The 24,855-nt window shown below is 67.7% G+C and carries 16 protein-coding genes; 11 read left to right on the top strand and 5 right to left on the bottom strand.

From position 1 onward, the window contains the following. Positions 1-102: 102 nt before the first annotated feature. The 9 genes from W7U_RS21325 (at position 103) to W7U_RS21285 (ending at position 15,956) form a co-directional block, all read left to right on the top strand. The gene (locus W7U_RS21325) at positions 103-1,545 is read left to right on the top strand and encodes a CCA tRNA nucleotidyltransferase (RefSeq protein WP_008262448.1); all 1,443 of its coding nucleotides are present in this window, start codon (positions 103-105) and stop codon (positions 1,543-1,545) included. Between the two features lie 24 nt (positions 1,546-1,569). Next, positions 1,570-2,079, top strand: a complete 510-nt coding sequence (locus W7U_RS21320; RefSeq protein ID WP_008262446.1) for a hypothetical protein — start codon at positions 1,570-1,572, stop codon at positions 2,077-2,079. 39 nt (positions 2,080-2,118) lie between these two features. Further along, positions 2,119-4,098 carry an alpha/beta hydrolase gene (locus W7U_RS21315; protein ID WP_036429859.1) on the top strand — a complete coding sequence of 660 codons (1,980 nt, stop codon included), beginning with the start codon at positions 2,119-2,121 and terminating at the stop codon, positions 4,096-4,098. A gap of 129 nt (positions 4,099-4,227) precedes the next feature. Further along, the gene (locus W7U_RS21310; protein ID WP_008262442.1) at positions 4,228-4,557 is read left to right on the top strand and encodes a DUF2563 family protein; all 330 of its coding nucleotides are present in this window, start codon (positions 4,228-4,230) and stop codon (positions 4,555-4,557) included. A 2,716-nt stretch (positions 4,558-7,273) separates the two neighbouring features. Further along, entirely contained in the window at positions 7,274-8,140 is an 867-nt protein-coding gene (locus tag W7U_RS26835) for a DUF5631 domain-containing protein (protein WP_232536731.1), read from the top strand. A gap of 212 nt (positions 8,141-8,352) precedes the next feature. Then, a complete protein-coding gene (locus W7U_RS21300; protein ID WP_008262436.1) occupies positions 8,353-9,138 on the top strand; it encodes a hypothetical protein in 786 nt (261 codons plus the stop codon). Between the two features lie 273 nt (positions 9,139-9,411). Next, positions 9,412-10,248, top strand: a complete 837-nt coding sequence (locus W7U_RS21295; RefSeq protein ID WP_008262435.1) for a transglycosylase — start codon at positions 9,412-9,414, stop codon at positions 10,246-10,248. Between the two features lie 2 nt (positions 10,249-10,250). Continuing rightward, the gene (gene eccB, locus W7U_RS21290; protein WP_008262433.1) at positions 10,251-11,738 is read left to right on the top strand and encodes a type VII secretion protein EccB; all 1,488 of its coding nucleotides are present in this window, start codon (positions 10,251-10,253) and stop codon (positions 11,736-11,738) included. Positions 11,739-11,741: 3 nt separating this feature from the next. Further along, entirely contained in the window at positions 11,742-15,956 is a 4,215-nt protein-coding gene (locus tag W7U_RS21285) for a type VII secretion protein EccC (protein ID WP_008262432.1), read from the top strand. On the opposite strand, the gene W7U_RS21280 is transcribed toward W7U_RS21285, so the two are convergent. Together W7U_RS21280 and W7U_RS21275 are read right to left on the bottom strand one after the other, a co-directional pair. Beyond that, complete coding sequence (locus W7U_RS21280) at positions 15,937-18,792, bottom strand: RND family transporter (protein WP_008262431.1); 2,856 nt, start codon at positions 18,790-18,792, stop codon at positions 15,937-15,939. The genes W7U_RS21285 and W7U_RS21280 overlap by 20 nt on opposite strands. Then, a complete protein-coding gene (locus W7U_RS21275) occupies positions 18,785-19,165 on the bottom strand; it encodes a hypothetical protein (RefSeq protein WP_008262430.1) in 381 nt (126 codons plus the stop codon). Before W7U_RS21275 ends, W7U_RS21280 begins: the two co-directional genes overlap by 8 nt. Positions 19,166-19,298: 133 nt before the next feature. Between W7U_RS21275 and W7U_RS21270 the strand changes: the two genes are divergently transcribed. Both W7U_RS21270 and W7U_RS21265 read left to right on the top strand, forming a co-directional pair. Then, positions 19,299-20,516, top strand: a complete 1,218-nt coding sequence (locus W7U_RS21270) for a histidine kinase (protein WP_008262429.1) — start codon at positions 19,299-19,301, stop codon at positions 20,514-20,516. Beyond that, positions 20,513-21,169, top strand: coding sequence for a response regulator transcription factor (locus tag W7U_RS21265; RefSeq protein ID WP_008262428.1), 657 nt, complete (start codon positions 20,513-20,515; stop codon positions 21,167-21,169). Before W7U_RS21270 ends, W7U_RS21265 begins: the two co-directional genes overlap by 4 nt. Before the next feature lie 4 nt (positions 21,170-21,173). On the opposite strand, the gene W7U_RS21260 is transcribed toward W7U_RS21265, so the two are convergent. The 3 genes from W7U_RS21260 to W7U_RS21250 form a co-directional block, all read right to left on the bottom strand. Further along, a complete protein-coding gene (locus W7U_RS21260) occupies positions 21,174-21,434 on the bottom strand; it encodes a hypothetical protein (protein WP_014381536.1) in 261 nt (86 codons plus the stop codon). 184 nt (positions 21,435-21,618) lie between these two features. Continuing rightward, a complete protein-coding gene (locus W7U_RS21255; RefSeq protein WP_008262426.1) occupies positions 21,619-22,962 on the bottom strand; it encodes an aromatic ring-hydroxylating dioxygenase subunit alpha in 1,344 nt (447 codons plus the stop codon). A 12-nt stretch (positions 22,963-22,974) separates the two neighbouring features. Further along, on the bottom strand, positions 22,975-24,735 hold the full coding sequence (locus tag W7U_RS21250) for an amidohydrolase family protein (protein WP_008262425.1): 1,761 nt from the start codon (positions 24,733-24,735) through the stop codon (positions 22,975-22,977). Positions 24,736-24,855 lie beyond the last annotated feature (120 nt).

Here is a 24,855-nt window from a genome sequence, read left to right as displayed (position 1 = left end):
GCGCCAGGTCAACTCACCTTCGGCGCGCACCAGCCACGCCGTCGGCGGGTGCGAGGCTCCTCACACAGGCTTTTCGTCTCCTGCCGACTAGGCTGATCGAACGTGCCTGACGCCGCCCAGGATGCCGAACTGCTGACCGCCGCCGCGGTCGCGCTCAATCGGCATGCGCCCATGCTGGCCGAGCTGGGCTCCGCGTTCGAGGGCGCGGGCCACCAGCTCTACCTCGTCGGCGGTTCGGTGCGGGATGCCTTGCTGGGCAGGTTGAGTCCCGACCTCGACTTCACCACCGACGCGCGCCCCGAGCAGGTGCAAAACATCCTGCGGCGATGGGCCGACAACCTGTGGGACACCGGCATCCAATTCGGCACGGTCGGGGTCGGCAAGGGCGACCATCGCTTGGAGATCACCACGTTCCGCGCCGACACCTACGACCAGGTGTCGCGAAACCCCGACGTGCAGTACGGCGATCGCCTCGAGGACGATCTGGTGCGCCGCGACTTCACGGCCAACGCGATGGCCGTGCGCATCACGCCGGAGGGTCCGGGCGAATTCCTCGATCCGCTAGGCGGTTTGGCGGCGCTGCGCGAGAGGGTGCTGGACACCCCGGCCGCACCCGAGGTGTCCTTCGGCGACGATCCGTTGCGGATGCTGAGGGCGGCGCGGTTCGTCTCCCAGCTCGGCTTCACCGTCGCGCCGCGGGTGCGCGCAGCGATCGAACAGATGGCTTCGCAGCTGGGCCGGATCAGCGCCGAACGGGTAGCCGCCGAGTTGGACAAACTGGTGCTCGGCGACGACCCGACGGCCGGGATCGATCTGCTGGTCCAAACCGGCATGGGTGAGGTGGTACTCCCCGAGATCGGTGGCATGCAGATGGCCATCGACGAACACCACCAGCACAAGGACGTCTACCAGCACTCGCTGACCGTGCTGCGCCAGGCGATCGCCCTCGAAGACGACGGACCGGACCTGGTGCTGCGCTGGGCCGCGCTGCTGCACGACATCGGCAAGCCGGCCACCCGGCGCCACGAAGCCAACGGCGGGGTGAGCTTCCACCACCACGAGGTTGTCGGCGCCAAGATGGTCCGAAAGCGGTTGCGCGCCTTGAAGTATTCCAAGCAGATGGTCGAGGACATCTCGCAGCTGGTGTATTTGCATCTGCGGTTCCACGGCTACGGCGATGGGAAGTGGACCGATTCCGCGGTGCGCCGCTACGTCACCGACGCCGGCCCGCTGCTGCCACGGCTGCACAAACTGGTCCGCGCCGACTGCACGACCCGCAACAAGCGGCGGGCCGCGCGGCTGCAGGCCAGCTACGACCGGCTCGAGACGCGTATCGCCGAGCTGGCCGCCCAGGAGGATTTGGCGCGGGTGCGCCCCGACCTGGACGGCAACCAGATCATGGAACTGCTCGGCATCCCCGCGGGCCCCCAGGTCGGCGAGGCATGGCGGTTCTTGAAGGAGCTGCGCCTGGAACGCGGCCCGTTGAACACCGACGAGGCCACCGCGGAACTGTTGGCGTGGTGGCGATCTCGGGGGAACGCTTAGCGGCGGGGTTGCGTCCGACTAGTCGTGGACTACTGCTTGGCTGGTGATAATGGCGCGGCGGCGATCTGGCACGGCCAACCCGACCTCGACCTCGACGGTGACGGCCGCTTCGAATCGATCGGGATGGACTTCGACCATGACGGGCTGCGCGACGACGCGCTCGCCGATCTCGACGGCGACGGCGTCGTCGATCACGCCGTGCTCGACGTCGACAACGACGGCACGCCCGAGGCCTACTTCACCGACGACGGATCCGGGACGTGGGCGGTGGCGATGGACCGTGGCGGGCAACTGCGCTGGTTCGGCCTCGACGGCGTCGAGCACACCGGCGGACCGCTGGTCGATCTCGACGGCCACGGGCGTCCCGATGATCGGCTCCTCGATACCGACGGCGACGGACTGGCCGACCGGGTGCTGCGCTCCGACGACACCGGTGTGACCGGATACGTCGACACCGACGGCGACGGCAAGTGGAACGTCCGGCTGACCGACAGCGACGGCGACGGTCTCGCCGACGGCGCGAGCTCCCTATGAGGTTGCTGGCGTAGCGATTTCGCTTCAATGGCCGTCGCGATGGAACTCCGCCACATCAGCATCCCGTTTCTCGTCGCCGAGGCCGGCGGTGATCCGTGGTCGCTCAACGCCGGCCTGCAGGCCGGCCGCCCCGCACGGATCTCCGATCTAGCGCGAGCCTTCCGTGCCGCCGGGACCAGCACTAGCGAGGCCGCCGCCGCGTTCGACGCAGCCCGCCGGCGGTTCGACGCGGCGTGGAACCGCCGCAACGGCGAGCACCCGATCAATGACTCCGATGAAGTGAAACGGGTGTCCCGGTCGCTCGGTCTGCAAGCCGCGCAATTACCAAAGATCGCAATCGATTTGGAGGTGATTGCCGCAACGCTAGCCGAAGTCCAACGGGCGGCCGCGGGGTACATCGTCGCGCTGGAATACGACCTCGAAGACATCGACGACGAGGTTTGCGAAGCACTTTCCGACGGGAACCACTGCGGCGTCGACGGTCTGCGCGGGGAAGCCGTCGCCGAGACGAGGGCGATCGTGTTCGCGCTCGGCCAGATTCGCGATCGGTATGCGGCGGCACTTCGGGCGGCGCTGGACGGACTGCGAACCGACGGCGCCGACCCGGCCGAGGTCAGCGGCGTCGACGAGCTCCTGATCCCGCCGTCGGACACCAGCGCGGCTCGGGTCAAACGGTGGTGGGACTCGTTGAGCGCTAACCAGAAGCGGCTTTTGACCGATCAGCATCCGCCCGAGTTGGGCAACCTCAACGGGATCCCGGCCGACGTGCGGAACTCGGTGAACCAGGCGGCGATGAACGACGATCTGCGCAGGGTCGAAAATGCCGCCCGTCAGCGCGGGATAGTCCCGGACGCGCTTCGAGACAACGCGCTCAACAACCGGGATGCCGATGTGTTCGCCAACCCCGCAGAGTATGGCCTATGCGTCACCGACATCACCAGGTACCAGAACGCGGTGAAGACCAACGATTTCCTTAGCCGCGACGAGGGATCCGCGCCCCAGCACGGGCTCCCGATCATGTTGTGGGCCTACGACCCGCTGGCGTTCGGCGGCAAGGGCAGGGCGGCGATTGCGATCGGCAACCCGGACAAGTCCCGGAACACGGCCGTCATGATTCCGGGGACCAATAGCAGCGTCAGAGGAGGGTGGATGTCCGACGGCCCCGACGACGCCATCAACCTCTACCAGCAGTCGTTGAAGGCCGACCCTTTCCACACCACCGCGGTGTTGGCGTGGATGGGCTATGACGCACCGGAATTCGACCATCCGCATTGGCAGCGAACCCTCACCGAGCCGGCCGAACTGGAGCAGGTCGGCACTCCATGGAGGGCACGGCAGGCGGGGGCGCTGCTGGCCGCCGATGTCAACGGCCTGGCAGCAACCCATGAAGGGTCGACACCGAGTCATGTCACCGTCCTCGGGCATTCCTACGGATCCACGACCGTGGCCGATGCCTTTGTCAACAGCGGTATGCGCGCCAATGATGCCGTGCTAACCGGTTGCCCGGGAACCGATTTGGCGCACCGCGCCGCGGACTTTCGTCTCGAGGGCGGCAGCTTGTATGTGGGCGCCGCGTCGACCGATGCGATCAGTTGGATCGGGGAGTCCGGCAGCGGGCTGCCGAACGGGCTGAACAAGACGCTCGGGGGACCGCTGGGCCCGTGGGCCGGGCTGGGCGCCGACCCGGCCCACGAAGCTTTCGGAGCGGTGCGCTTCCGTGCCGAAGTCGCCGGCTCGCACAGCCTCACGCCATGGTTCACCGACCACGCGCACTATTACGACGTGGGCAGCGAAGCGCTGCACAACATGACGCAAATCGTCACCGGGCACGGCGATCGGTTGGCGGCCGAAGGCATGCTGGCGGCCGATCGAGCCCAGGCACGGATTGCGATTCCTCGCCAGGTCCACCTGCCGTGGGGGACGGTCTCGCTACCCCGCGTCGATATTCAGATGCCCATCGCCGTCGACCCGGAATGGGATCGCCCCGGGCGGGCCGTCACCAACGGGCATGGCTTTTAGGGCGATGGAGGCTGCGATTCGCCGGACCGACACCCGGTGAATTGACCACTGACCAGCCTGCGTTTAGGCTGGTCAAAAGGCCTTTAGGCCATCAGAGGCCGTACCGGTCGAAGTTCGGAAGGAGTGCCAATGTTCGTCAATACGGAGCAATTGCACTCGGGAGGCAACCAGTCCCACCGCGCTGGTGGGCACGCCCAAGAAGGGGCAGATCACCTCGCCGGCGGAACCCTGGAATCGGGGATGTTCGGTGACTTCGAAGCGGCCAACTCCTTCCACAACGCCATGACTACCGCGCACGGGCAGCACGTGAAATACCTGCAGGGCCATAGCGAGACGCTCACCAGTGTCGGAACGAAGGCACACCACGCGGCTAACGGGTTCACCAATATGGATCAGAACAACGCTGAAGAGCTGAAGGCGGTGCGGCCGAGTTCGGGCCCGTCGGCACTGAACGCCTGAGGAAAGTGCCGTGGCGGAAGAGCAGCGCTCTAATCCGGTTGCGGGTCGGTCCTTCGGGCAGTGGGTACCGGGCTATCCGCCTCCGCCACCAACACGCTCCCGGTTCTGGCCGGCAATCGTGTGGGGGCGTTTGTTATAGCGGGCGGCTGCGACAATAGTGGCTGTCGTCGCACTAATTGTGGCTACGGCCCGGTCGCAGGTTATGTGCCTCCACGACGAACACTCACGTGAACTAGCCACGGCGTATCGCACGCTTACCGCGAAAAGTAGTAGCGATGCCTTCAGCGAGCGCGAATAGAGTGCAGCTCTGAATGATGTTGGCATGAAGGATGCCGCTATGAAGAAGGTATGCGGGTGCGGGCGACCTACGTCCTAGCAAGCCAGGGTGATTGATCATTAGTCAGTTAGCTGCTCAACTATTGGAGCAGTCTCCGGGAAACAGTCTCGGAGGGGAGTGGGATTATGAGGAGGACGTATGGCGGGGGATTTGCCTCCAGCTTCGGGTGGGGGGCCAGCCGCGGGCCCGCCACCGAATCCAATGCACTGGCCACCAGCGTTCCCCACTCAGCCGGCACCACGCCCGCGGGCATGGTCGGCGATTATCCTGGCCGCGATTGCCGCACTGCTGGGCGCAGCAGCACTAGTTGTCGCGCTGACGCGGCCAGTGGGAAACTCTTCGACGACCTCCGCAACTTCTTCTACGACACCTTCGTACACTGCGGAGCAAACGGTGGTAGCGCACCAGAAGTTATGTGATGCATACAAGTTGGCGTCACGCGCAGTGGAGATAGAGACGCATGGGCCGAGTCCCGAACGCGCAGGTATTGCAGAGGTGAATGGCGCGATGATGCTAGAACGCGCAGTAAATGCGGCTCCCGCGTTATCAGCTAATGACCGCGCGACTGCCCTAGCGCTAGCCGATGCCTATAACAACATCGCAGCCGTCGCTAGCTTGAACGACAACTCACGGTGGCAGCCAGCATTAGATGATGCCAACGCTAGGGATGCTGCGATGAAAAGCGTATGCGGCGGCTAGGGCTGCTAAAGAGCGAGGCGCCATGACTGCTCGACTGCCGAGCTCGCGCCGGGTCCGCGACGGGATGCCATCGCCCCGAGCACCTTTGGGTTCCAATGCGTCCAAATGGACGTATGAACCCAACCAACGTCAACCCACGCAAAGGGCTAGCTTGGTCAGAGTACGCCGACGCGGGCAGGGGTTGGTGACGCGTAGATATGACTGTCTACCGAAGCCGGCACATACGGACGTCGCCGCGCGGTGAATTGCTGCCGGCCCCCCGCCTACCTCACTATTGAAACCGAAGAGGCACGGGCATTCGGTTAAAGCTACGACCATGTTGCGAACAATCGGGAGGGCAGATGGTGGGTGGCCTGCCCTCTCGCCTGCGTGAGAGGCCGAAGGTGCGCGGTGTGGGTTGACCTTCCACCCGGTACGTGGACAGCAGCACTAATCGGACCTTGGTGGCCCGCGCCATCGACAGCTCTGCGGGCCGGTGCGCAATATTGGAGCGAGGCTTGCGTCGAGCAACAGCTTTATTCGCAGACCCTCCGGACCCAGTGGACATTATTCGCGGCTCACAATCAGGGCCATACGGCAGACGACCTTATAGAGCGATTTCAGCAGGGTGAAAAGTTCCACCTCGACCTCGCTGAGAAGTACCAAACAAAGGCATCCGCGTTTAATTCGGCTGCTGACGCTACGGACTACGTCCGAAGCCGGTTGTCGGATATAGCGAATGCAGGTAATAAGGAAATCAATGACATCCTCGCATCGAAAAGACCGCTTCCGGAGAAATTAGCGGAAGTACAAGCTGTGCAGGTGCGATGCAACGCCGATGCAGGAAACGCCAGCCGGGACTCGGTGGACAAGATGATGGCGGCGATGCAAAAAATTCTCGATATTGACGGCGTAGGTGGTGATGCTCGCAGTTGGGCACGCGCGAACGGCTTCAATGTCGGCGACGCCTCGCCGCCGAGCCCGATCAGCTCGCACGACTTGAATACGTCAGTCAACCCAGGAGGTTTGGGCAGCGCGCAGGCGCCAGGAGGCGGTGCGCCATCGGGCGGGGGACCACCAGCCGCTACACCCGGGGGATCGGGGATAGGCGGCGGACAGGCTCCCGCCGGTTCTTCGCCGGGGGGCAGGGCGCCGGTAGGATCCATGGCCACAGGAATCGGTAATACGCAGGGGCCGGCAGGAGCGTCGCCGGGTCCGGGCGTCATGCAATCCTCGGGTGTTCACATGCCCGGCGGCGGCGGAACCGTTTCGTCAGGGATGCCAGGCGTACAAAGCGGCGGTATGTCCATGTCGCCGGCCGGCGTCGGCCAAGGCGGTCAGCCCAACCTGGCCCAATCCTTCACGTCCGGCTTCGCGACCGGCCAAGCGACAGGCCCTGGTGGGCAAGCGCTTTCGGGTGGTCCGCTAAATGCCTTCGACGGCGGGGCGCCGCAAACCGCGCAGGGTGTACCGGCAGTTGCGCCGACCGTGCCTAGCGCCGGAGCGTTCGTCGCGGGAACGCCTCCCGTCGACGCGCAGCCACCCGCGGCGCCCGCGCCAATGACAACTGGCGGAGCCACTTCGGTAACGCCTGCGGTCATGACCGGTAGTTCGTGGTCGTCGTCCGCGGCGCCAGTTGGCGGGTCCTCCATCCCATCAGGATCGTTGCCCGCCTACGGCTCTGACCTACGTCCGCCCGTCGTGGCACCGCCGTCCGTGCCGTCCGCCCCGGCTGGTCCGATCTCGGGCGCGCCGGTAGCACCGTCGCCGGCGTCGTCCCCGTCGGCGGGCGGACCGCTGGTCTCGCCGGTGGAGCGCACGGCATCCGGGGCAGCCGCCGCGCAGGCCGGCACGGGCTCGTCAGCGATGGCCAGCGCATCGGCAGCGTCCGCGGCAACGGGCGCGACCGCCGGCGCGACATCCGCAAGGGCTGCCGAACAACAGCGCCTCCAGCGGCTCGTCGATGCGGTCGCCCGCCAGGAGCCGCGCCTGTCGTGGGCGGCCGGGCTCCGCGACGACGGCACCACCACGCTGCTCGTCACCGACCTCGCAGGCGGGTGGATTCCGCCCCACATCCGGTTGCCCGCCCACGTAACCCTGCTCGAGCCGTCGGCGCGGCGCCATGACGCCAACGTCGTCGACCTGCTCGGCGCTATCACGGTTGCGGCCGCCCACCACGCCAACACCTATGTCGCAGAGCCCGGTTCCGACGAACCCGCGCTCAGCGGCGATCGGCCGGCTCGGTCGGCCGCGCCGCCGGTCGACGAGCTCGGCCCAACCCTGGTCGAAGCGGTGCGCCGACGCGACGGTCTGCCGCGAATTGCGCAGGCCGTCGCGGCGCCCGCGGTGCGAAAGACAGGTGTGCTGGAAAGCGAAATCGAAATGTTGCGCGAATGCGTCTCCGACATTCAGCACTCGGTCATGACTGCATATCCTCATCACGATCCAGCGGCCGTCGGGGATTGGATGCTTTTAGCGGCGATTGAGGCGCTGATCGACGGCCACGAATACCTTGCGAATTACCACCTGGCCTGGTTTGAGGCGATCAGCCACCGAGGTGGCTCATAGCGCATCTCGATCGTTGGGTGAATACCGTTCGCGGCGTCTTGTGCCAAAATGACGGTACGAGCAGTCGAAACTGCCTAATGGGGTGGAGGTGAGACGTGGGCGGCGGAATCAGAAGTGACCCGTTCTCTACCAACGGCCTAGTCGGCGGACCCCCGGCGTCGATTCCGAGGCCGGGTCCTGCTGCGCCGGGCGACCCATCGCCGGTCGGCGGTATGCAAGGGGCAATCGGAGCAGCCGGCAACGCCGGCGTCCCGCAAGACGCCGCCGACGCCGAAGCGGCCGACGCGGACCGCCGCGCGCACGCCGCCGATGCCGCGGCGAAGTTCCCGGCCAATGAGGCAAACGGGCAGCAAGAGATGCAGATGATTCAGCAAATGCTGTCCAGCGTGACGGGCGCCATGGGCGGCGCAATGGGCGGAGTCATGGGGCCGATGACTCAGCTTCCCCAGCAGGCGATGCAGGCCGGCCAGAGCGCGCTTCAGCCGCTGATGAGCGCCGTTCAGGGCGCGCACGGCGCCGCCTCCCTCGCCGACAGTGCGCACCTGGTCGACAGTGTCGGATCCGGCGGCGCCGGACTGGGCGGCGGCTCCGGTGGCGGCGCAGGCCTCGGCGGCGGCGGCACGGTTCCGGCCAGCTCGCTGGGCCCGCCACCCGTGCCGACATCGTCGCCGCCGACCACACCGGCTGGCGCCAAAGTACCGATCGCGCCGCCAACGGGCGGCATGCCCGCCATGCCCGGACAGACGGGAATGACCGGAATGCCGATGATGCCGCCGGGTGCTATGGGCGCCGGTGGCGAAGGCGGCAACAAGGACAAGCCGGTCGAAAAGCGGGTGACCGCCCCGGGCGTGCCCAACGGACAGCCGGTCAAGGGCCGCCTGACGGTCCCGCCGAGCGCGCCGGGCAGCAAATCCGGCGAGGCCAAGCCGACGGTGGTCACCAACAGGCCCAACCGCCGGATCGTGATCATGCCGTCCGAGGACGAACCGAAGGACTAGCACCAGCCGACCCACAGGTGAGTGGTCGGGTAGATCGCCCAGCAGTAGTGTCGCTACGTAATCGCGGCCGGCCGGCCCCAAGTCATATTGGGTTGCCCGTTATTGACAGCAGAACTGTCGATACGTGCATGCTATGAGGTACGTCTGCAGCGACCGCGGAATCCGCGGCCAGGAGGGTGTGGGAGTACTAGCTCGAGTGTCCGGCAAGGATGCGGCGCCGTGGCGGCGCACAGGTGGATTGGGGCGGGGACGTCGATGACCGATCCCCTGAGAATGCAAGCGGTCGCGGCGTTGGTCCGCGCCCATAATCTGTTTCCGGGCGCCCCGATCAGCCCGCACATCGGTGACGTGGCTGAGCAGACGCACGCGATGGCGCGCCACGCCGCGGGGCTACCGAAAACGGCGTCCGCACGCTCGGGCGCCTCGATAAAACTCCTGAACCACTCAAGCCACGCCGACCGGACGGTGGGGGACATCATCGCGGCGGCGCGCGCCGATCACGCGCACGCTCGGGCGGCGACGCGCGCGGTGCTCGACGCCGCCGAATCGGACGTGACCCCGGCCGCCGATACGCCTATGGGCCGGCGGGAGGCCATGGCGCGCACGGCGACACGGCTGCGGACCCAACACCGCCATGTCACCAAAGCACGACGGCGCGCAAAGCTGCTCGCGCGGCGACTGCGACGTCTGCACTACCCGCACGGGCGGTCGATGCATCGAAATCACTCCAGCGGCCGCCAAACAGTCTTGGCGGCCATCCGTAAAGCGCTGGATATCAAAGGCATTCATGATCCGGCGGCGCGCGCCCGCTGGGAACGCGGCATGGACTTGGTCGCCCGCCGCGAGTCCAACTACAACGCAAACGCGATCAACAACTGGGATTCCAACGCGGCGCGGGGAACCCCCAGCAAGGGCGCCTTTCAATTCATCGCGCCCACGTTCGCGGCCTACCACCAGCCGGGAACCTCGCGCGACATTCACAACCTCGTCGCGCAGGCATGCGCGTTCATCAACTACGCGATGGGCCGCTACGGGGTCGCGGTCGACGCGTCGAATCTCGCCGATCGGATTCAGCAGGCCGATCCTCGCCGATCACCCAAGGGGTACTGAGCATGCCGCTGAGTTTGTCTAATCGCGACCAGAACTCCGGGCACCTGTTCTACAACCGGCGGCTGCGGGCGGCGACCACCCGGTTCTCGGTCCGCATGAAACACGACGACCGCAAGCAGACGGCCGCGCTGGTGCTGTCCGTACTCCTCGTGGCCATCGCGTCGGGCTGGATGCTTCTGCTGAACGTGCTGAAACCCACTGGCATCGTGGGTGATTCGGCGATCATCGGCGACCGCGACTCCGGGGCGCTCTACGCCAAGATCGACGGTCGGCTCTACCCGGCACTGAATTTGACGTCCGCGCGACTGGCGACAGGAACGGCGAACCAGCCGACGTGGGTGAAACCCGCTGAGATAGCCAAGTATCCGACCGGGCCGCTGGTCGGTATCCCCGGCGCGCCGGCGGCGATGCCGGTCCATCGGGGCGCCACCTCGGCCTGGGCGGTGTGCGACACAGCGGGACGCCCGCGCAGCCCGGAAAGACCGGTCGTGACCTCGATCGCCGGCCAGCTCGACGCCTACGACCGCGCCACTCCGCTGCGCGACGACGCGGGGCTGCTGGTCACGTTCGAGGGCAACACCTTTGTCATCTGGGGCGGCAAACGCTCCCAGATCGATCCGGTCAACCGGGCGGTCACGCTGAGTCTGGGGCTCGACCCGGGAGTGACGCTGCCGGTTGAGATTTCGCGGGCCCTGTATGACGCGCTGCCGGCGACCGAACCGCTCGGCGTCCCGCAAGTGCCCCTGGCGGGGACCCCGTCGACATGGGTCTCGGGATCACAGGTGGGCGCGGTGCTGCAGGCCCAAACCGCCAGCGGCGGCAAGCAGTTCTACGTGCTGCTGCCCGAGGGCGTGCAAAAGATCACCAGCTTCGTGGCCGACCTGTTGCGCAGCGCCAACTCCTACGGGTCGACGGCGCCGCGCGTGGTGACCCCCGACGTGCTGGTCAACATCCCCGAGGTGACGTCGCTGGCCGTCGACTACTACCCGACCAAGCGTCTGAATTTCATTGACACGGCGGCTGATCCGACCACCTGCGTCGGCTGGGAGAAGGCGTCGACGGATCCGCGGGCGCGCGTCGTGGTCTATAACGGGCGCGGTCTGCCGACACCCTCTTACCTGGACAACCGCATCGTCCATTTGGTGCGTGACGACAACGACCCGGCATCGGTGGTCGCCAACCAGGTGCTGGTGTTGCCGGGCGCGGCGAACTTCGTGACATCGACCAGCGGCGTGGTCACCTCGGACTCGCGCGAATCGCTGTTCTGGGTGTCCGACAACGGGGTTCAGTTCGGGATCGCGAACGACGAGACCACGCTGCGGGCGCTCGGGCTTGACCCGGGCTCGGCGGTCCAGGCGCCCTGGCCGCTGCTGCGGACTTTCGCTGCGGGTCCCGCGCTGTCCAGGGAGGCAGCGCTTTTGGCGCGCGACACCGTGCCGGCGCTGGGCAAGGTGGCTGTGGTGACGACATCGGCGAAGCCGGGAGGCTAGAGAATGTCCAAGAAAGCGTTCCCCATCAACCGCGTCAAGATCGAGCCGCCGAAACCGGTTCGGGTGGCCCCCAGCGCGCCCATCGCGCTGCCGGAACGCGAGCCCCGCAACATCTGGGTGATGATCGGCGTGCCGGCGCTGATCGTCGCGCTCATCGGCACCATCGTCATGCTCTATGTCTCCGGCGTCCGCAGCCTGACCACCGGCTTCTTCCCACTGATGGGCATCGGCGCCTTCAGCATGCTGGCGTTCTCCGGGCGCTTCGGCCGAGCCCGCAAGATCACCTGGGGCGAAATGGAAAAGGGCCGCCGACGCTACCTTCGCGACCTCGACAGCAACCGCGACGAAATCCAGACCGCCGTGTGCGCGCAACGCGAATGGCAGAACTCCGTGCACTCCGACCCGCGCGGCCTGGGCGCCATCATCGGCGGCCCACGCATGTGGGAACGCGGCCGCGCCGACGCGGATTTCCTGGAGGTGCGGCTCGGCACGGGCGTGCAACACGCGCCCGACTCGGTGCTGTCGGTGACCTGGCCCGACATCGCGTCCGACGAGGAGCTCGAACCCGTCACCGGGCAGGCGCTGCGCGATTTCATCTTGGAGCAGCGCAAGATTCGCGACATCGCCAAGGTGGTGAACCTGCGGTCGGCGCCGGGATTCAGCTTCGTGGGCGAGGACCTGGACCGGCTGCGGTCACTGATGCGCTCCGTGTTGTGCTCGCTGGCGGTGTTTCACAACCCGCGCGACGTCAAGCTGATGGTGGTGACCCGCAACCCCGAGGTGTGGTCGTGGATCGTGTGGCTGCCGCACAACCTGCACGACGAGCTGTTCGACGCGTGCGGTTTTCGGCGCCTGGTCTTCGCCACGCCGGAGGAACTCGAAGAGACCCTGGGCGCCGAGCTGCACATGAAGGGCAAGCGCGGCGCCTGGACTCCGCTGGCCGCGGCCAGCCCCACCGCCATGGGCTCGGCGCTGGAAACCGCCACGGACACCGTCGATTTGGGACCGCACCTGGTGATCGTCGATGACAACACCGGCAGCCCCGACGCCTGGGAGAGCGTCGTCGGCCAGGTCGGCAAGGCGGGAATCACCCTGCTGCGCATCGCCTCACGCGTAGGCACCGGCGTGGGCTTCGCCACCGACCAGGTGTTCGAGCTCAGCGAGCGGCACAGCTCACCCAACGGATCGGTCAACGGCGAAGTCGCCCTGCACCGCAACGGTTCGGACTCCGACGGGGAAGACGGCCGCCCCGCGCCCCTGCTGCGCGTGCGCAACAAGTTCTTCGCGCACGCCGACCAGCTGTCGGTGCACCGCGCCTACCGCTACGCGCGCGCGATGGCACGCTGGTCACCGACCAGCCGCAGCGAGATCGCCGATTCCGTCAGCGGCGCAACAGAATTGCTGCGCGCCCTGGGGATCAGCGACCCGCGCGACCTGGACGTCGACCGGCTATGGGCCGAGCGGCGCGGCCGCGGCGACGAGCGCTGGTGCGAGGTTCCGGTCGGCGCCAAACCCAACGGCGAGCTACAGAACATCACCATCCGCGCCAAGGACTTCGGCGGCTTCGGTTTCCACTCGGTGGTGATCGGCACCAGCGGGTCGGGCAAGTCGGAGTTCTTCTTGTCGCTGGTTTACGGCATCGCGCTGACCCACTCCCCGGAGACGTTCAACGTGATCTTCGTCGACATGAAGTTCGAGTCGGCGGCCCAGGACATCCTGGGCATCCCCCACGTGGTGGCCGCGCTGTCCAACCTCGGCAAGGATGAGCGCCACCTGGCCGAACGGATGCGCCGGGTCATCGACGGTGAGATCAAACAGCGCTACGAGCTTTTCACCTCGGTGGGCGCCCGCGACGCCAACGACTACGAGGAGATCCGCCTGGCCGGACGCGACCTGCCCCCGGTACCGGTGCTGCTCGTCATCGTCGACGAGTACCTGGAGCTGTTCGCCAACCACGAGAAGTGGATCAACCTCATCATCCACATCGGTCAGGAAGGCCGCGGCGCCAACGTGTTTTTCATGCTGGGCGGCCAGCGCCTGGACCTGTCCTCGCTGCAAAAGGTCAAGTCCAACATCGCCTTCCGCATCGCGCTGCGCGCCGAGTCCGGCGACGACAGCCGCGAGGTCATCGGCTCGGACGCCGCCTACCACCTGCCGTCGAAGGAGAACGGCTTCGGCCTGCTGAAGGTGGGGCCGCGCGATCTGGAGCCGTTCCGCTGCTTCTACCTCTCTGCCCCGTTCGTGGTGCCGAAGACCAAGGAAGTCGCCGAGACGGTCGACATGACGCTGACGAAGCCCCGGCTGTACAACTGGCAGTTCCAGCCGTTGGACGCCGCGGACGCCACGGCGTTGGAAGCCGCCGCCGCCGTGGACGCCGAGCCCGACGAATTCCTGTACTACGACGACGGTTTCAAACGGAAGAAGATCGTGGATGTGCTGCGGGAGTCGTTGCACAACGTGCCGCACCGCTCGCCGCGCCGGCCGTGGCTGGAGCCGCTGGAGGATCCGGAGCCGATCGACGTTCTGGTCGCGGGGTATCGGGGCAAGCCCTGGCACGTCGACTACGGGCAAAACCCGGGCCTGATGTTCCCGGTGGGTGTCATGGACATCCCCGAAGAGTCCAAGCAGGTGGTGCACGCGGTCGACGCGCTGCGCAGCAACGTGATCGTGGTCGGCGCCAAGCAGCGCGGCAAGACGACCACCTTGATGACGCTGATGTGTTCGGCGGCAACGATGTACAGCCCCGCCCGCGTCACGTTCTTCTGCATCGGCGGGGCGACCCTCGCCCAAGCCGCGTCGCTGCCGCACGTCACCGACATCGTGTCACCGAAGGACGCCGAGGGCATCGAACGCATTTTGAGCAGCATGGACGCGCTGATCGATGCCCGCGAAGATTCGTTCCGGCGGCTCAAGATCGACCTCGACGGGTTCCGCGAGCGCCGGTTCGCGCCCGGCAGCGACGGGCTGGGCGGCACCGACGCGAACGACCCGTTCGGCGATGTCTTCGTGGTGGTGGACGACTACGACGACCTGTATTCGAAGGACACCGTTCTGGGTGACCGCATCATCTCGTTGAGCAGCCGGGGTCCCGAGTACGGGGTGCACGTCATGTGCAGCGCCGGCGGCTGGATTCACGGGCAACGGCAAAGCCTGCTGCAAAACGCCACGGCGCGAATCCAATTGCGCTTGGCAGATCCGAGCGAAAGCCAGATGGGGCACTCGTCGCTCGAGTCGCGCGACGCGGCCCGCCGGACACTGAACCGCCCCGGCTTCGGTCTGACCGACAGCCTGCACGAGCTGCGCGTCGGCGTGCCGGCCCTGTCCGACCCTGCGACCGGCGCGATGGTCAGCATCGTGGACGTCGGAGCCCGCATCGCGGACGTCGCCGGCGTCACCAAGCACGCAACCCTGCAGCGGCTGCCGCAGCGGGTGGAACTCAAGGCGATCCTGGAATACGAGGCCGCCCACCCGACCGGCGACCATCTGTCGATCTCGTTTGCCATCGGAGAGCGCCACGAACTCGGGCCGGTGCCGATCAAGCTGCGCGAAAGCCCGGGCGTGATGATCCTGGGCCGGCAGGGCTGCGGAAAAACGTTGTCGCTGGTCTCAATTGGCGAGGCGATCATGAATCGCTTCAGCCCCGAGGAAGCGCAGCTGACCCTGATCGACCCCAAGACCGCCCCGCACGGCCTGCGCGATCTGCACGGGCCGGGCTACGTGCGGGCCTACGCGTACGACCAGGACGAGATCGACGAGGTGATCACCGCCTTGGCGCAGCAGGTGCTGCTGCCCCGGCTGCCTCCCAAGGGTCTGAGCCAGGAGGAGCTGCGCGCGCTCAAGCCGTGGGAAGGGCCGCGGCACTTCGTGCTCATCGACGACATCGGAGACCTGCGCCCGGATCAGAGTTACCCGCCCAAACCGCCGGTGGGAGCCGCGTTGTGGAAGCTGATGGAACGTGCCCGCCAGATCGGCCTGCACGTGTTCACCACCCGCAACAGCGCGAACTGGGCGACGCTGCAAATGGATCCATGGATCAGGTTCCAGAACTCGGCGAAAGTCGCCCAGCTCTACATGGACAACGACCCGCAGAACCGGATCAACCGCAACGTGCGCGCCCAGGCGCTCCCACCGGGACGCGGCCTGCTGGTGAGCGCCGACGGCGACGTCGAAGGCGTGCTGGTCGGGCTGCCGTCGACGTTCACACCCCCGCCGCAGTAAGCAGCTGCGGCTCAGGCGTGTTCACCGCCTCGGCCATGGCGCGGCGGGGCGGACGGCTCGGCCACCAGAACCACCGGCCCAGCAGCGCCACGATGGACGGCACGACGAACGCCCGCACCACCAGGGTGTCGAGCAACAGCCCGACCGCGATCGTCGTGCCGATCTGGGCGATGCTGAGCACGCTGCTGCTCAGCAAGGCCAGCATGGTCAGACCGAAGACGATGCCCGCGACCGTGACCACTCCGCCGGTGCCGCCGAAAGCGCGAATGATGCCGGTGCGCAGGCCCGCCGCCGCCTCCTGCTTGATGCGCAAGGCGAGCAACAGGTTGTAATCCGCGCCGACGGCGATCAGCGCGATGAACGCGATCGGGGCGACGGACCAATGCAGATCCTGATGAAGCAGGTGCTGCCAAATCAGCACGCTGGCACCGACGGCCGAGGCGTAGGACAACACGACGGTGCCGACGACGACGAGTCCGGCGACCGGGCTGCGCAGCATCGCGGTGACGATCAAGAAGATGAGCACCAGCGCGGCGCCGACCAGCAGGGTGGTGTCACTGGCGACGAAGCGCTGCAGATCGGCGGTCACCGGCCCGACGCCGGCGAGGTCGACCTCCAGCGGCGTCAGGGTTCCCTCCTTGGTGGCCTCCTTGATGGCGGCGCGAACCTGGTCCGCCCGGTTGGCGCCGTCGGCGCCCCACTCCGACCCGTCGCCGTAGACGAGAAGGTAAGCGGCGCGCCCGTTCTCGGAGATCAGATGGCCCAGCACGGCGGTGTAGCGCGGATCGGTCAGCGCTCGCTGCGGCATGTAGAAATCCGCCGCGGCGCTGCCCTGAAATTGCGTCGCGATCTCGTTCATGTAGTCGGTCAACTGACGCATCTGCGGGCCGAGCGTGTCGGTGAGCCCGAGCAGGTCATGGGTGGCCGAACGTGCCTGCCCCAAAGCCCCTTTCATCGCCGACACACTTTGCGGCAGGCCGGCCATCGCCGTGGCGGCCGTGCTGGAGCCGCTGGTCAGTTTCGTCGCGCCGGCATCGAGCCGCGCGGAGGTCTGCACCAGGCTGTCGACGGGCTGCAGCACCCGGTCCACCGTCGAGCAGATCGGATTGGCGGCGCAGTCGGGGGTCCGCCCGACGATGTCGCGCAGCGGGTCGAGATAGCCCGACACCGTCGTGACATTGCGCTGCAAGCCGTCCATCCCGGCGCGCATGTCTTCGGCGGCCCCCGACATGTCGGCCAGCCCCGCACTGCCTCCGCGCAACCCATTGCCGAGACCGTCGACCGCAGCCTGAGTCTGCGCCAGCGCGCCGTCCAGCTCGGAGACCCGCTGCAGGCGACGGGTCAGCGAGTCCATGGTGTCGCCGAACTGACGGCCCAGCACGCCCGCCTGATAGCTGAGCGTGGCCTGTTCGGGCACCTTGCCGTCGGGGCGGCTCGCGGACTGGACCGCGCGCACACCCGGTACGGCCATGATGTGGCGGGTGACCCGCTCGATCGCGATCAAACCGGCCGGGTTGCGCAGGTCGTGATCCGCCTGGATCGCGATGACGTCCGGCAACAGCGCGTTCGCCGAAAAATGCCGGTCGGCGCTGGCATAGCCGCGGTTGGAGTCGGTGGACGACGGCGTGGCCGCGGGCTCGTTGAAGCCGACGCGCATCCCGGCCAGCGGCAGCGCGGCCAGCAGGGTCAATCCCAGCGCGGCAACCAGAATCGGCCCGGGCCAGCGGGCCACGGCGGTGCCGACCCGGCGCCAGCGCCGCGCCGTTCTCGATGGGCGCGGTTCGAGATACCCGCGTCGCACGGCCAGACCCATCAGCGCGGGCGTCAGGGTCAGCGCGGCCACCATCGTCGCCAGAATCCCGATGGCGCAGGGCAATCCGGCGCTGCGGAAAGCGCCCACATGAGCGAACACCAGGCATGCCAGCGCCACCGACACGGTCAGCGCCGATCCGATCACGACGGGCGCGACGGAACGGTAGGCCTGCGTCAGCGCCCGCTCCGGCGGGATGCCGTGGCGGCGGCCTTCGTGATAGCGCCCGACCAGGAAGATCGCGTAATCGGTGCCGGCGCCCAACGTCATCGCCGCCATGAGCGCCACCGAAAACAGCGACACCTCAACGACATTGGCCCGGCCCAGCGCGGCGGCGATCGCGCGGGCCAGCGCCAGCGCCAGCCCGACCGAGATCAGCGGAATCGCGGCGGCTACCGGCGAGCGGTACACCATCAGCAACAGCAGCAGGATGAGACCGATTGTGGCTGCGGTGATTCCGAGCATCTGCCGGTCGATCGCGGAGAACTCGTCGACGATCGTGGCGCCGGGACCCGTGACATGGACTTCGAGGCCGGCCGGCGGCGACAGGGTCTGGATGGCGGCGCGCACGGAATCCACCGAGTCGCGTGCCTGGGAGGTGCCGAGCATTCCTGCGAGCCGCACCATCACGCTGACGGCTTGACCGTCGGAGCTCTGCGCGCCGGCGGCCGTCGCGGGTTGCGACCAGAGATCGGTCACCGCATACACGTGACGGTGATCGGAACCCAGCTTCGTCGTCAGCGCATCATAGAACTGGCGGTCGCCCGGGGCCAGCCGCTGATCGCGTTCCAGCACAACGTAAACGAAGTTGTTGCTGGGCGTCTGGTTGAACAGCTGGGCCGCCCGGGCGGCGGCCACCGCGCTCGGTGCCTCGGGCGGCATGAAGGAGCGCGCGTGGGAGTCGACGACTCGCTCCAGTTGGGGGACCGCCAGATTGGCGGCGGCGGCCGCCAGCACCCATAGACCGACGACCAGAACCGCGTACCGACCGGTCAGTCGCGCAAGCAATCCGGTGCGGTCATGCAACGGTCTGCCGATCGCCCGTCGGGCCGCCGAAGAGGCCCACCGCCACGTGTTCGCCGCGAGACAGCGACCGCACCCGCAGCGACCGGCGCGAGCCGATCTTCACCAGCGCGTGCAGGCCGGGCTCGGCGGCTTCGAGATCGGCCCGCACCTGTTCGGCCGATGCGCCCTCGTAGGCCGCCTGGTCCAGCTTGGCCACCAGCATGGTGATCCAGCGCTGGCCGAGCGAGAGCATCAGGCCTTCCTCGTCGCCGAACAGCTCGGGCACCTCGGATGAGTTGTCGATCAACGCAAGTGCCGCCTGCGGGTCCGTGTCGGCGGCCTTGATCACTTCGGCCATGAAGGCCATGCGGTCGTGCAGCAGTGTCCATGTCATGACTCGACGTTAGGAATGCGGGCCTTGGCTGCGCGTCGTGCCGAAGTGCAGTCTTTGTCTCCTACCACGGGCGGAGACCGGCGCCGACCCCAGCAGGATGTGGCGGGGCGCCCAGCTCTTCTAGGATTGGACGATGTTGCGCGCCGCAGCCGATCACCTGCGGGAGCAGCTTCGCCGACGCAGCGAGCTGCTTCCCGTCGGCATCACGTGGACGTCGCTGATCGCCGTCGATGTCAGCCTCGTGCTGGGCGGCGTGATCGGGACGCTGCAGCGGCCCGCGGCCGACCTGCCCGTGTCGCTGTCCGCGTTCGCCCTGGCCCTGTCAACCGAGCTGGCGTTCTTCGTTTTCAACATGAAGATCACGCCGGGGCCGTTGTGGGCGACCTGGTCGGCGGCCACCGCGCTGACGCTGTTCGGCACGTCGACGCCCATACAGGCCGATTTCGCACCGGCGTTGTTAATCCTGATGGTCTTGGTCGTCGCGACGTTGGCCTCGGTTCTGGCCGGCTTGCTGGCGGCCGTGTCGGCGGCCGCGCTGTTGCTCACGGCGTCCGCGCTGCACCGCCTCGACGCGATCGCGTTGTACCTGGGTTTCATCGCGGTGGGCTGGCTACTCGGCTACGTGATGCGCGCCCAGCGGTTGCTGCTGGCCGAACAAATCGAGGCGCAGAACTTGTTGGCCGAGCACGCCGCCGCCGACGAACGCCGCCGCATCGCGCGCGAAGTGCACGACGTCATCGCGCATTCGCTCAGCATCACCCTGTTGCACGTGACCGGCGCGCGCCGCGCGCTGCAGCAGGATCGCGACGTCGATGACGCGGTCGATGCGCTGGAGCAGGCCGAGAAGCTCGGCCGGCAGGCGATGGCCGACATCCGCCGCACCGTCGGCCTGCTCGACAACTGGCCGACCAAAACGGCGCAGACCACGCCCGAACCCGGCATCGACGACGTCCCGGCGCTCGTCGCGGGCTTTCAGCAAGCGGGCCTGGCCGTCACGCTGTGCGTCGAAGGGCCCACGGACCACGTCTCGGCCGCGGTGGGCCTCGCGCTCTACCGCATCACCCAGGAGTCGCTGGCCAACATCGCCAAGCACGCGCCGGAGTCGAAAGCCAGTGTGGTGCTCGATATTTCGCCGGTGTCGGCACGGCTCGCGGTCAGCAATCTGCTCCCGGCCGCCGTGCTGGCCGCGAAGTCGGCGGAGGGGCGTGGCTTGCGCGGCATGCGCCAGCGCGCCGACCTGCTCGGCGGCGCCCTCGACGTCGGCCCGACCCGGGACGGGTGGTCGGTGCGCGCCGAGATCCCGCTGCATGAAGGCGACACCACCTGGCGCCCGCGATGGTGCAAGCTGTGACCGACCCGGCGCCCGAGATCACCGTCCTCCTCGTGGACGACCAAGACCTGGTGCGTTCGGGTCTGCGCCGAATCCTGCGCCGCAAAGACGGTTTCGTCATCGTCGCGGAGTGCGCCGACGGTGACGAGGTGCCCGCCGCGGTGGCCGAGCATCGACCCGACGTCGTCGTGATGGATCTGCGGATGCGCCGCGTCGACGGCATCGAGGCGACCCGCAGGCTGGGCGGCAGGCCGCCGGTGCTGGCGCTCACCACCTTCAACGAGGACGAGCTGCTGTCGGGGGCGCTGCGCGCCGGGGCGGCCGGTTTCGTGCTCAAAGACTCCTCGGCCGAGGAGTTGATCCGCGCGGTGCGCGCGGTCGCCAGGGGAGACAGTTACCTGGATCCCGCGGTGACCTCGCGGGTGCTCACCACCTACCGCAAGGCGGCTCCCGGCCCGCGCGGCGCGGCGATCGCCGAGCTGACGACCCGCGAGCTCGACGTCCTGACATTGATCGGCCAGGGCCTGTCCAATACCGAAATCGCCGGCAAACTCTGCATTTCCGGCGTCACCGTCAAGAGCCACATCGGGCGGATCTTCGGCAAGCTCGACCTGCGCGATCGCGCGGCCGCGATCGTCTATGCGTACGACAACGGCATCGTCGCCCCGCGCTGAGGAGCTACAGCGGCGCCGTCGGCTCCGCGAGGTTCAGCAGGAGGTAGGCCATGCACACCAGGAAGTTCAGCACCACCATGACCAGGCCCGCGAACATCAGCGATCGGGCGCCGCGTTGCCGGAGCCGCTTGTACCTGGCGGCGCGAGACTCGCGGTCGAGCCGGATCGCGATCAACGCAAAATTCAGGTTGATCATTTCGTGAGCGGCCAGCGGCGCGCCCTCCAGCATTGCCCGCAACCGCTCCGGCGCCGTGCGGACGCCCACCCGCGCGAAACGGTGGCACAGGCGTCGCTCCCGCCTGCGGCGGAGTGTGTGATACGGCAGCCGTAGCTGCCGCGCAAGTTGCCCTCGATCGTCCCCCCAGGGGTAAGACGGGGTCATCACAAGCGGGATTCTAAATCGCTCGAGGGCACTTTCGCCCTGTGTACACGAACTATGTTGCGACAGATCATTTCGCCGCGCCGCCGCTCATTTGCTGGGCGGCCGGCAGGTCGAGGTAGCGCTCCAGGTTGCGGTGCATGTTGATCACGCGGCGTTCCTCGCTGGACAACACCAAGTGAGTGAAGCCGGGTTGGTGCATGCCGCGCTGCAGGCCGGGGAGCACCGCGATGTCCTGGGTGAGCACGACGCCCGGCTCGGCCGCGTCGGCGGCCATGCGCACATCGGCCGGCTTGGCGCGCGGCGCGCCCGGCGGCATCCGGGTCGTCAAGAACATCACCAGCTCGCCCTTATCGGGGTCGGCGCCCGGGCGCGAACACATGACGGTCAGGTGGTCGGCGTTGGCTAACAGGGTCATGTTGGGGAACACGTTGTACTGGTGCAATCGGGTCATTCGGTCGGTGTCGGCCCAGTTGAGATCGACGCCGCGGCCCGCGGCGAAGGCCCGGGTTCGCTCGGCGATCAGTTCGGCCACCGTCTGCCCGGGCCGGCGTTCGTCGGCGGGAAAGGGCGTGCCCTCGGCCGCGCCCATCAGCGCTCCCTGCGTGTAGACGTAGGCGTCCCACACCTCTTCGTCGGTCAGCGCGCCGCCCAGGCGAGGGCTCGGCACGCCGTAGGGCTGATCCGACTTTCCGGTATGGCCCCAAATCCGTTGCGGCGCATGGATGTCGTCGACGCAACGCAGTAGCTCGGGATGCAGGGTCTGGATGTGGTAGGTCTCGCTGTAGCCGTCCGCGATCGTCTTCCAATTGGCGTCGACGTCGACCGTGAGCGTGGCGTAGCAGCGGAAGTCCTCCAGCCGGCACCAGGCGATGTCGTCGGGCACCGCCTCCAGGTATTCGATCAGGGGCATCGCGTCGAGGTCGAGGTTGACGAAGACGAGTCCCGCCCACGTCTCTACCCGGGCCGGTATCAGCGGAAAGTCGGACATGCGCAGCGAGCCGAAGCCCTTGCGGTTCGGCACCCGTTTCAGCGCGCCGGCCAGGTCCCAGGTCCACCCGTGATAGCCGCACTTGAGTTCGCGCAGGCCCGAACCCGAGCCCGTGCACAACGAATTGCCGCGATGCCGGCACACGTTCTGGAACGCGCGGATCTCCCCGTCGTCGTCGCGGACGATCAGCACCCCGTACGGCCCGCAGCGGTACTCGAAATAGTCACCGGGCGCCGCGATGTGGTCGACCATGCACGCGAGCTGCCACACCCTCGGCCACATCCGCTCCACCTCGAGTGCGGCGAAGGCCGGGGAGTAGTACCGCTCGGCCGGCACCAGCGTCGGGTTCTCCGGCGGCGCGCCGATCGCATCCTCCTGGACGTGCGAGCGGGTGCGCGTCGGGTTGCGGGCGGCCGTTGCCATGGTTCGGAGCTCTCAGCGGGCTCCGCGAACCAGGCGTCCGGGGCGGGCCCCGGTGTCGACGTCCTTGCGGCGGGTGACGGTCCCGCTGACGATGGTCGCCGCATAACCGCTGGCGCCCTGCAGGATCCGGTTTCCCCCGGCCGGCAGGTCGAACGCCATCGCCGCCGGGTGCAGCCTCAGCGCGTCCATGTCGATGACGTTGATGTCGGCCTTCTTGCCGGGTTCGATGGTGCCGCGGTCGGTGAGGCCGAACAGATGCGCGGTGTCACGGGACTGTTTGCGGATCACGTATTCCAGCGACAATTTCTCGCCCCGCTTACGGTCCCGCGCCCAGTGCGTCAGCAGGAACGTCGGATAGGAAGCGTCGCAGATCATCCCGCAGTGCGCGCCGCCGTCGGACAGCCCGAGCACGCCGGCGGGGTGCAGCATCATCTCGCGGATCGCGTCGCAGTTTCCGTCGGCGTAGTTGAACAGCGGCAGCATCAGCATGTTGGTCGCGTCGGACTCGAGCATGAGGTCGTACAGCGTGGACAGCGGGTCCTCACCGCGGGCCTGGGCGATCGCGGCGACGGTGCGGTCCGGGGTGGGCTCGTAGTCGGGCGGGTTACCCAGCGAGTAGAGCCGCCCCAGCGAGTGCTGCACCAAAGCGAACATCCCGTCGAACAACAGGGTCGGGTCCACCGGCAGGTCGTCCTCGGACAGGATCGCCGCCTTCACCGCGGGATCGGCGAGCCGCCGTGCGAGCTCCTCGCGGCTGCACTCGGCCTTCAACCGGCGGTACGTGGGCCGGTGGCTGAAGCCGTGGTGGCCCTGGAAACCGATCATCATGCCGAACGGGCGCGCCGCGATCTGCGGATACAGGCGCGCGCCCGCGGCGTGTGCGTCCGCGGACAGGTCCAGCATCTCGCGCCACAGGTTCGGATCGGCGTCCACCTGGATCAGCGCGAACGACACCGGGCGGTCGATCTCGCCGCTCAGCCGTCGCATCCAATCGAGCTCCTTCTTGGGGCCGATGATGTCTTCACCCGCGGCGCCCTGCGGGGCCAGCTCGAACACGGCCTGGCCGCCGGCCGCCATGGCGCGGCCGAGGCCGAACAGCTCTTCCTCGGCGGCGAACGTGCCGGGTACGGGCTCGCCGTCCATCGCGCGGTGCCCCATCGTGCGTGACGTCGAGAAGCCGAGCGCGCCGGCCTCGATCGCCTCGCGGACCAGCCGGCCCATTGCCTCGATGTCGTCGGGGGTGGCGGGCTCGTTGCGCGCCCCCCGCTCGCCCATCGCGTAGGCGCGAATCGCGCCGTGCGCGACCTGGCTGCCCACGTCGACGGAGAACTTGTGCTTGTCGATCGCGTCGAGGTACTCGGGGTAGGTTTCCCAGCCCCAGGTGATGCCCTCGGTCAGCGCGGTGCCGGGGATGTCTTCGACGCCCTCCATCAGTTCGATCAGCCACTGCTCGGTGCCGGGCCGCACCGGGGCGAAGCCGACGCCGCAGTTGCCCGTCACGATCGTCGTGACGCCGTGGCCGCTGGACGGCTCCAGCAGGCCGTCCCAGGTCACCTGACCGTCGTAGTGCGTGTGGATGTCGACGAAGCCGGGGGCCACCACATGCCCTGTGGCGTCGATGGTTTCGGCCGCCTCCCCGCTCATCTCGGGGCCGTCGGCGGAGCGGCGGACGATGTCGACGATCTTGCCGTCCTTGATGCCGATGTCGGCGCGGTAGCGCTCGGCGCCCGTGCCGTCGACAATGGTTCCACCGGTGATCTTCAGGTCGAACATGAGACTCCTCTTCGCCGCCGCGGGCTGTCTCGGAGGGCTGAGCGGAAGGCGCACAGCATTTCGCTACGGTAGGTAGCGTAACTCGTGGCGTGGCGAAGGCAATAGCTTCGGCCGAATTCG

The organism is Mycobacterium sp. H4Y (assembly GCF_000364405.1).
Classification (GTDB): Bacteria; Actinomycetota; Actinomycetes; order Mycobacteriales; family Mycobacteriaceae; genus Mycobacterium; species Mycobacterium intracellulare.
Note: the sequence above shows the minus strand (reverse complement) of the source record. Positions and strands in the feature narration are given on the sequence as shown.

Coding starts and splice junctions, on each gene's coding strand:
- W7U_RS21310 (WP_008262442.1), top strand. CDS start 4,228: ATGTTCGTCAATACGGAGCAATTGCACTCGGGAGGCAACCAGTCCCAC.
- W7U_RS21250 (WP_008262425.1), bottom strand. CDS start 24,735: ATGTTCGACCTGAAGATCACCGGTGGAACCATTGTCGACGGCACGGGC.
- W7U_RS21285 (WP_008262432.1), top strand. CDS start 11,742: ATGTCCAAGAAAGCGTTCCCCATCAACCGCGTCAAGATCGAGCCGCCG.
- W7U_RS21300 (WP_008262436.1), top strand. CDS start 8,353: ATGCAAGGGGCAATCGGAGCAGCCGGCAACGCCGGCGTCCCGCAAGAC.
- W7U_RS21270 (WP_008262429.1), top strand. CDS start 19,299: ATGTTGCGCGCCGCAGCCGATCACCTGCGGGAGCAGCTTCGCCGACGC.
- W7U_RS21275 (WP_008262430.1), bottom strand. CDS start 19,165: ATGACATGGACACTGCTGCACGACCGCATGGCCTTCATGGCCGAAGTG.
- eccB (WP_008262433.1), top strand. CDS start 10,251: ATGCCGCTGAGTTTGTCTAATCGCGACCAGAACTCCGGGCACCTGTTC.
- W7U_RS21295 (WP_008262435.1), top strand. CDS start 9,412: ATGCAAGCGGTCGCGGCGTTGGTCCGCGCCCATAATCTGTTTCCGGGC.
- W7U_RS21255 (WP_008262426.1), bottom strand. CDS start 22,962: ATGGCAACGGCCGCCCGCAACCCGACGCGCACCCGCTCGCACGTCCAG.
- W7U_RS21315 (WP_036429859.1), top strand. CDS start 2,119: ATGGAACTCCGCCACATCAGCATCCCGTTTCTCGTCGCCGAGGCCGGC.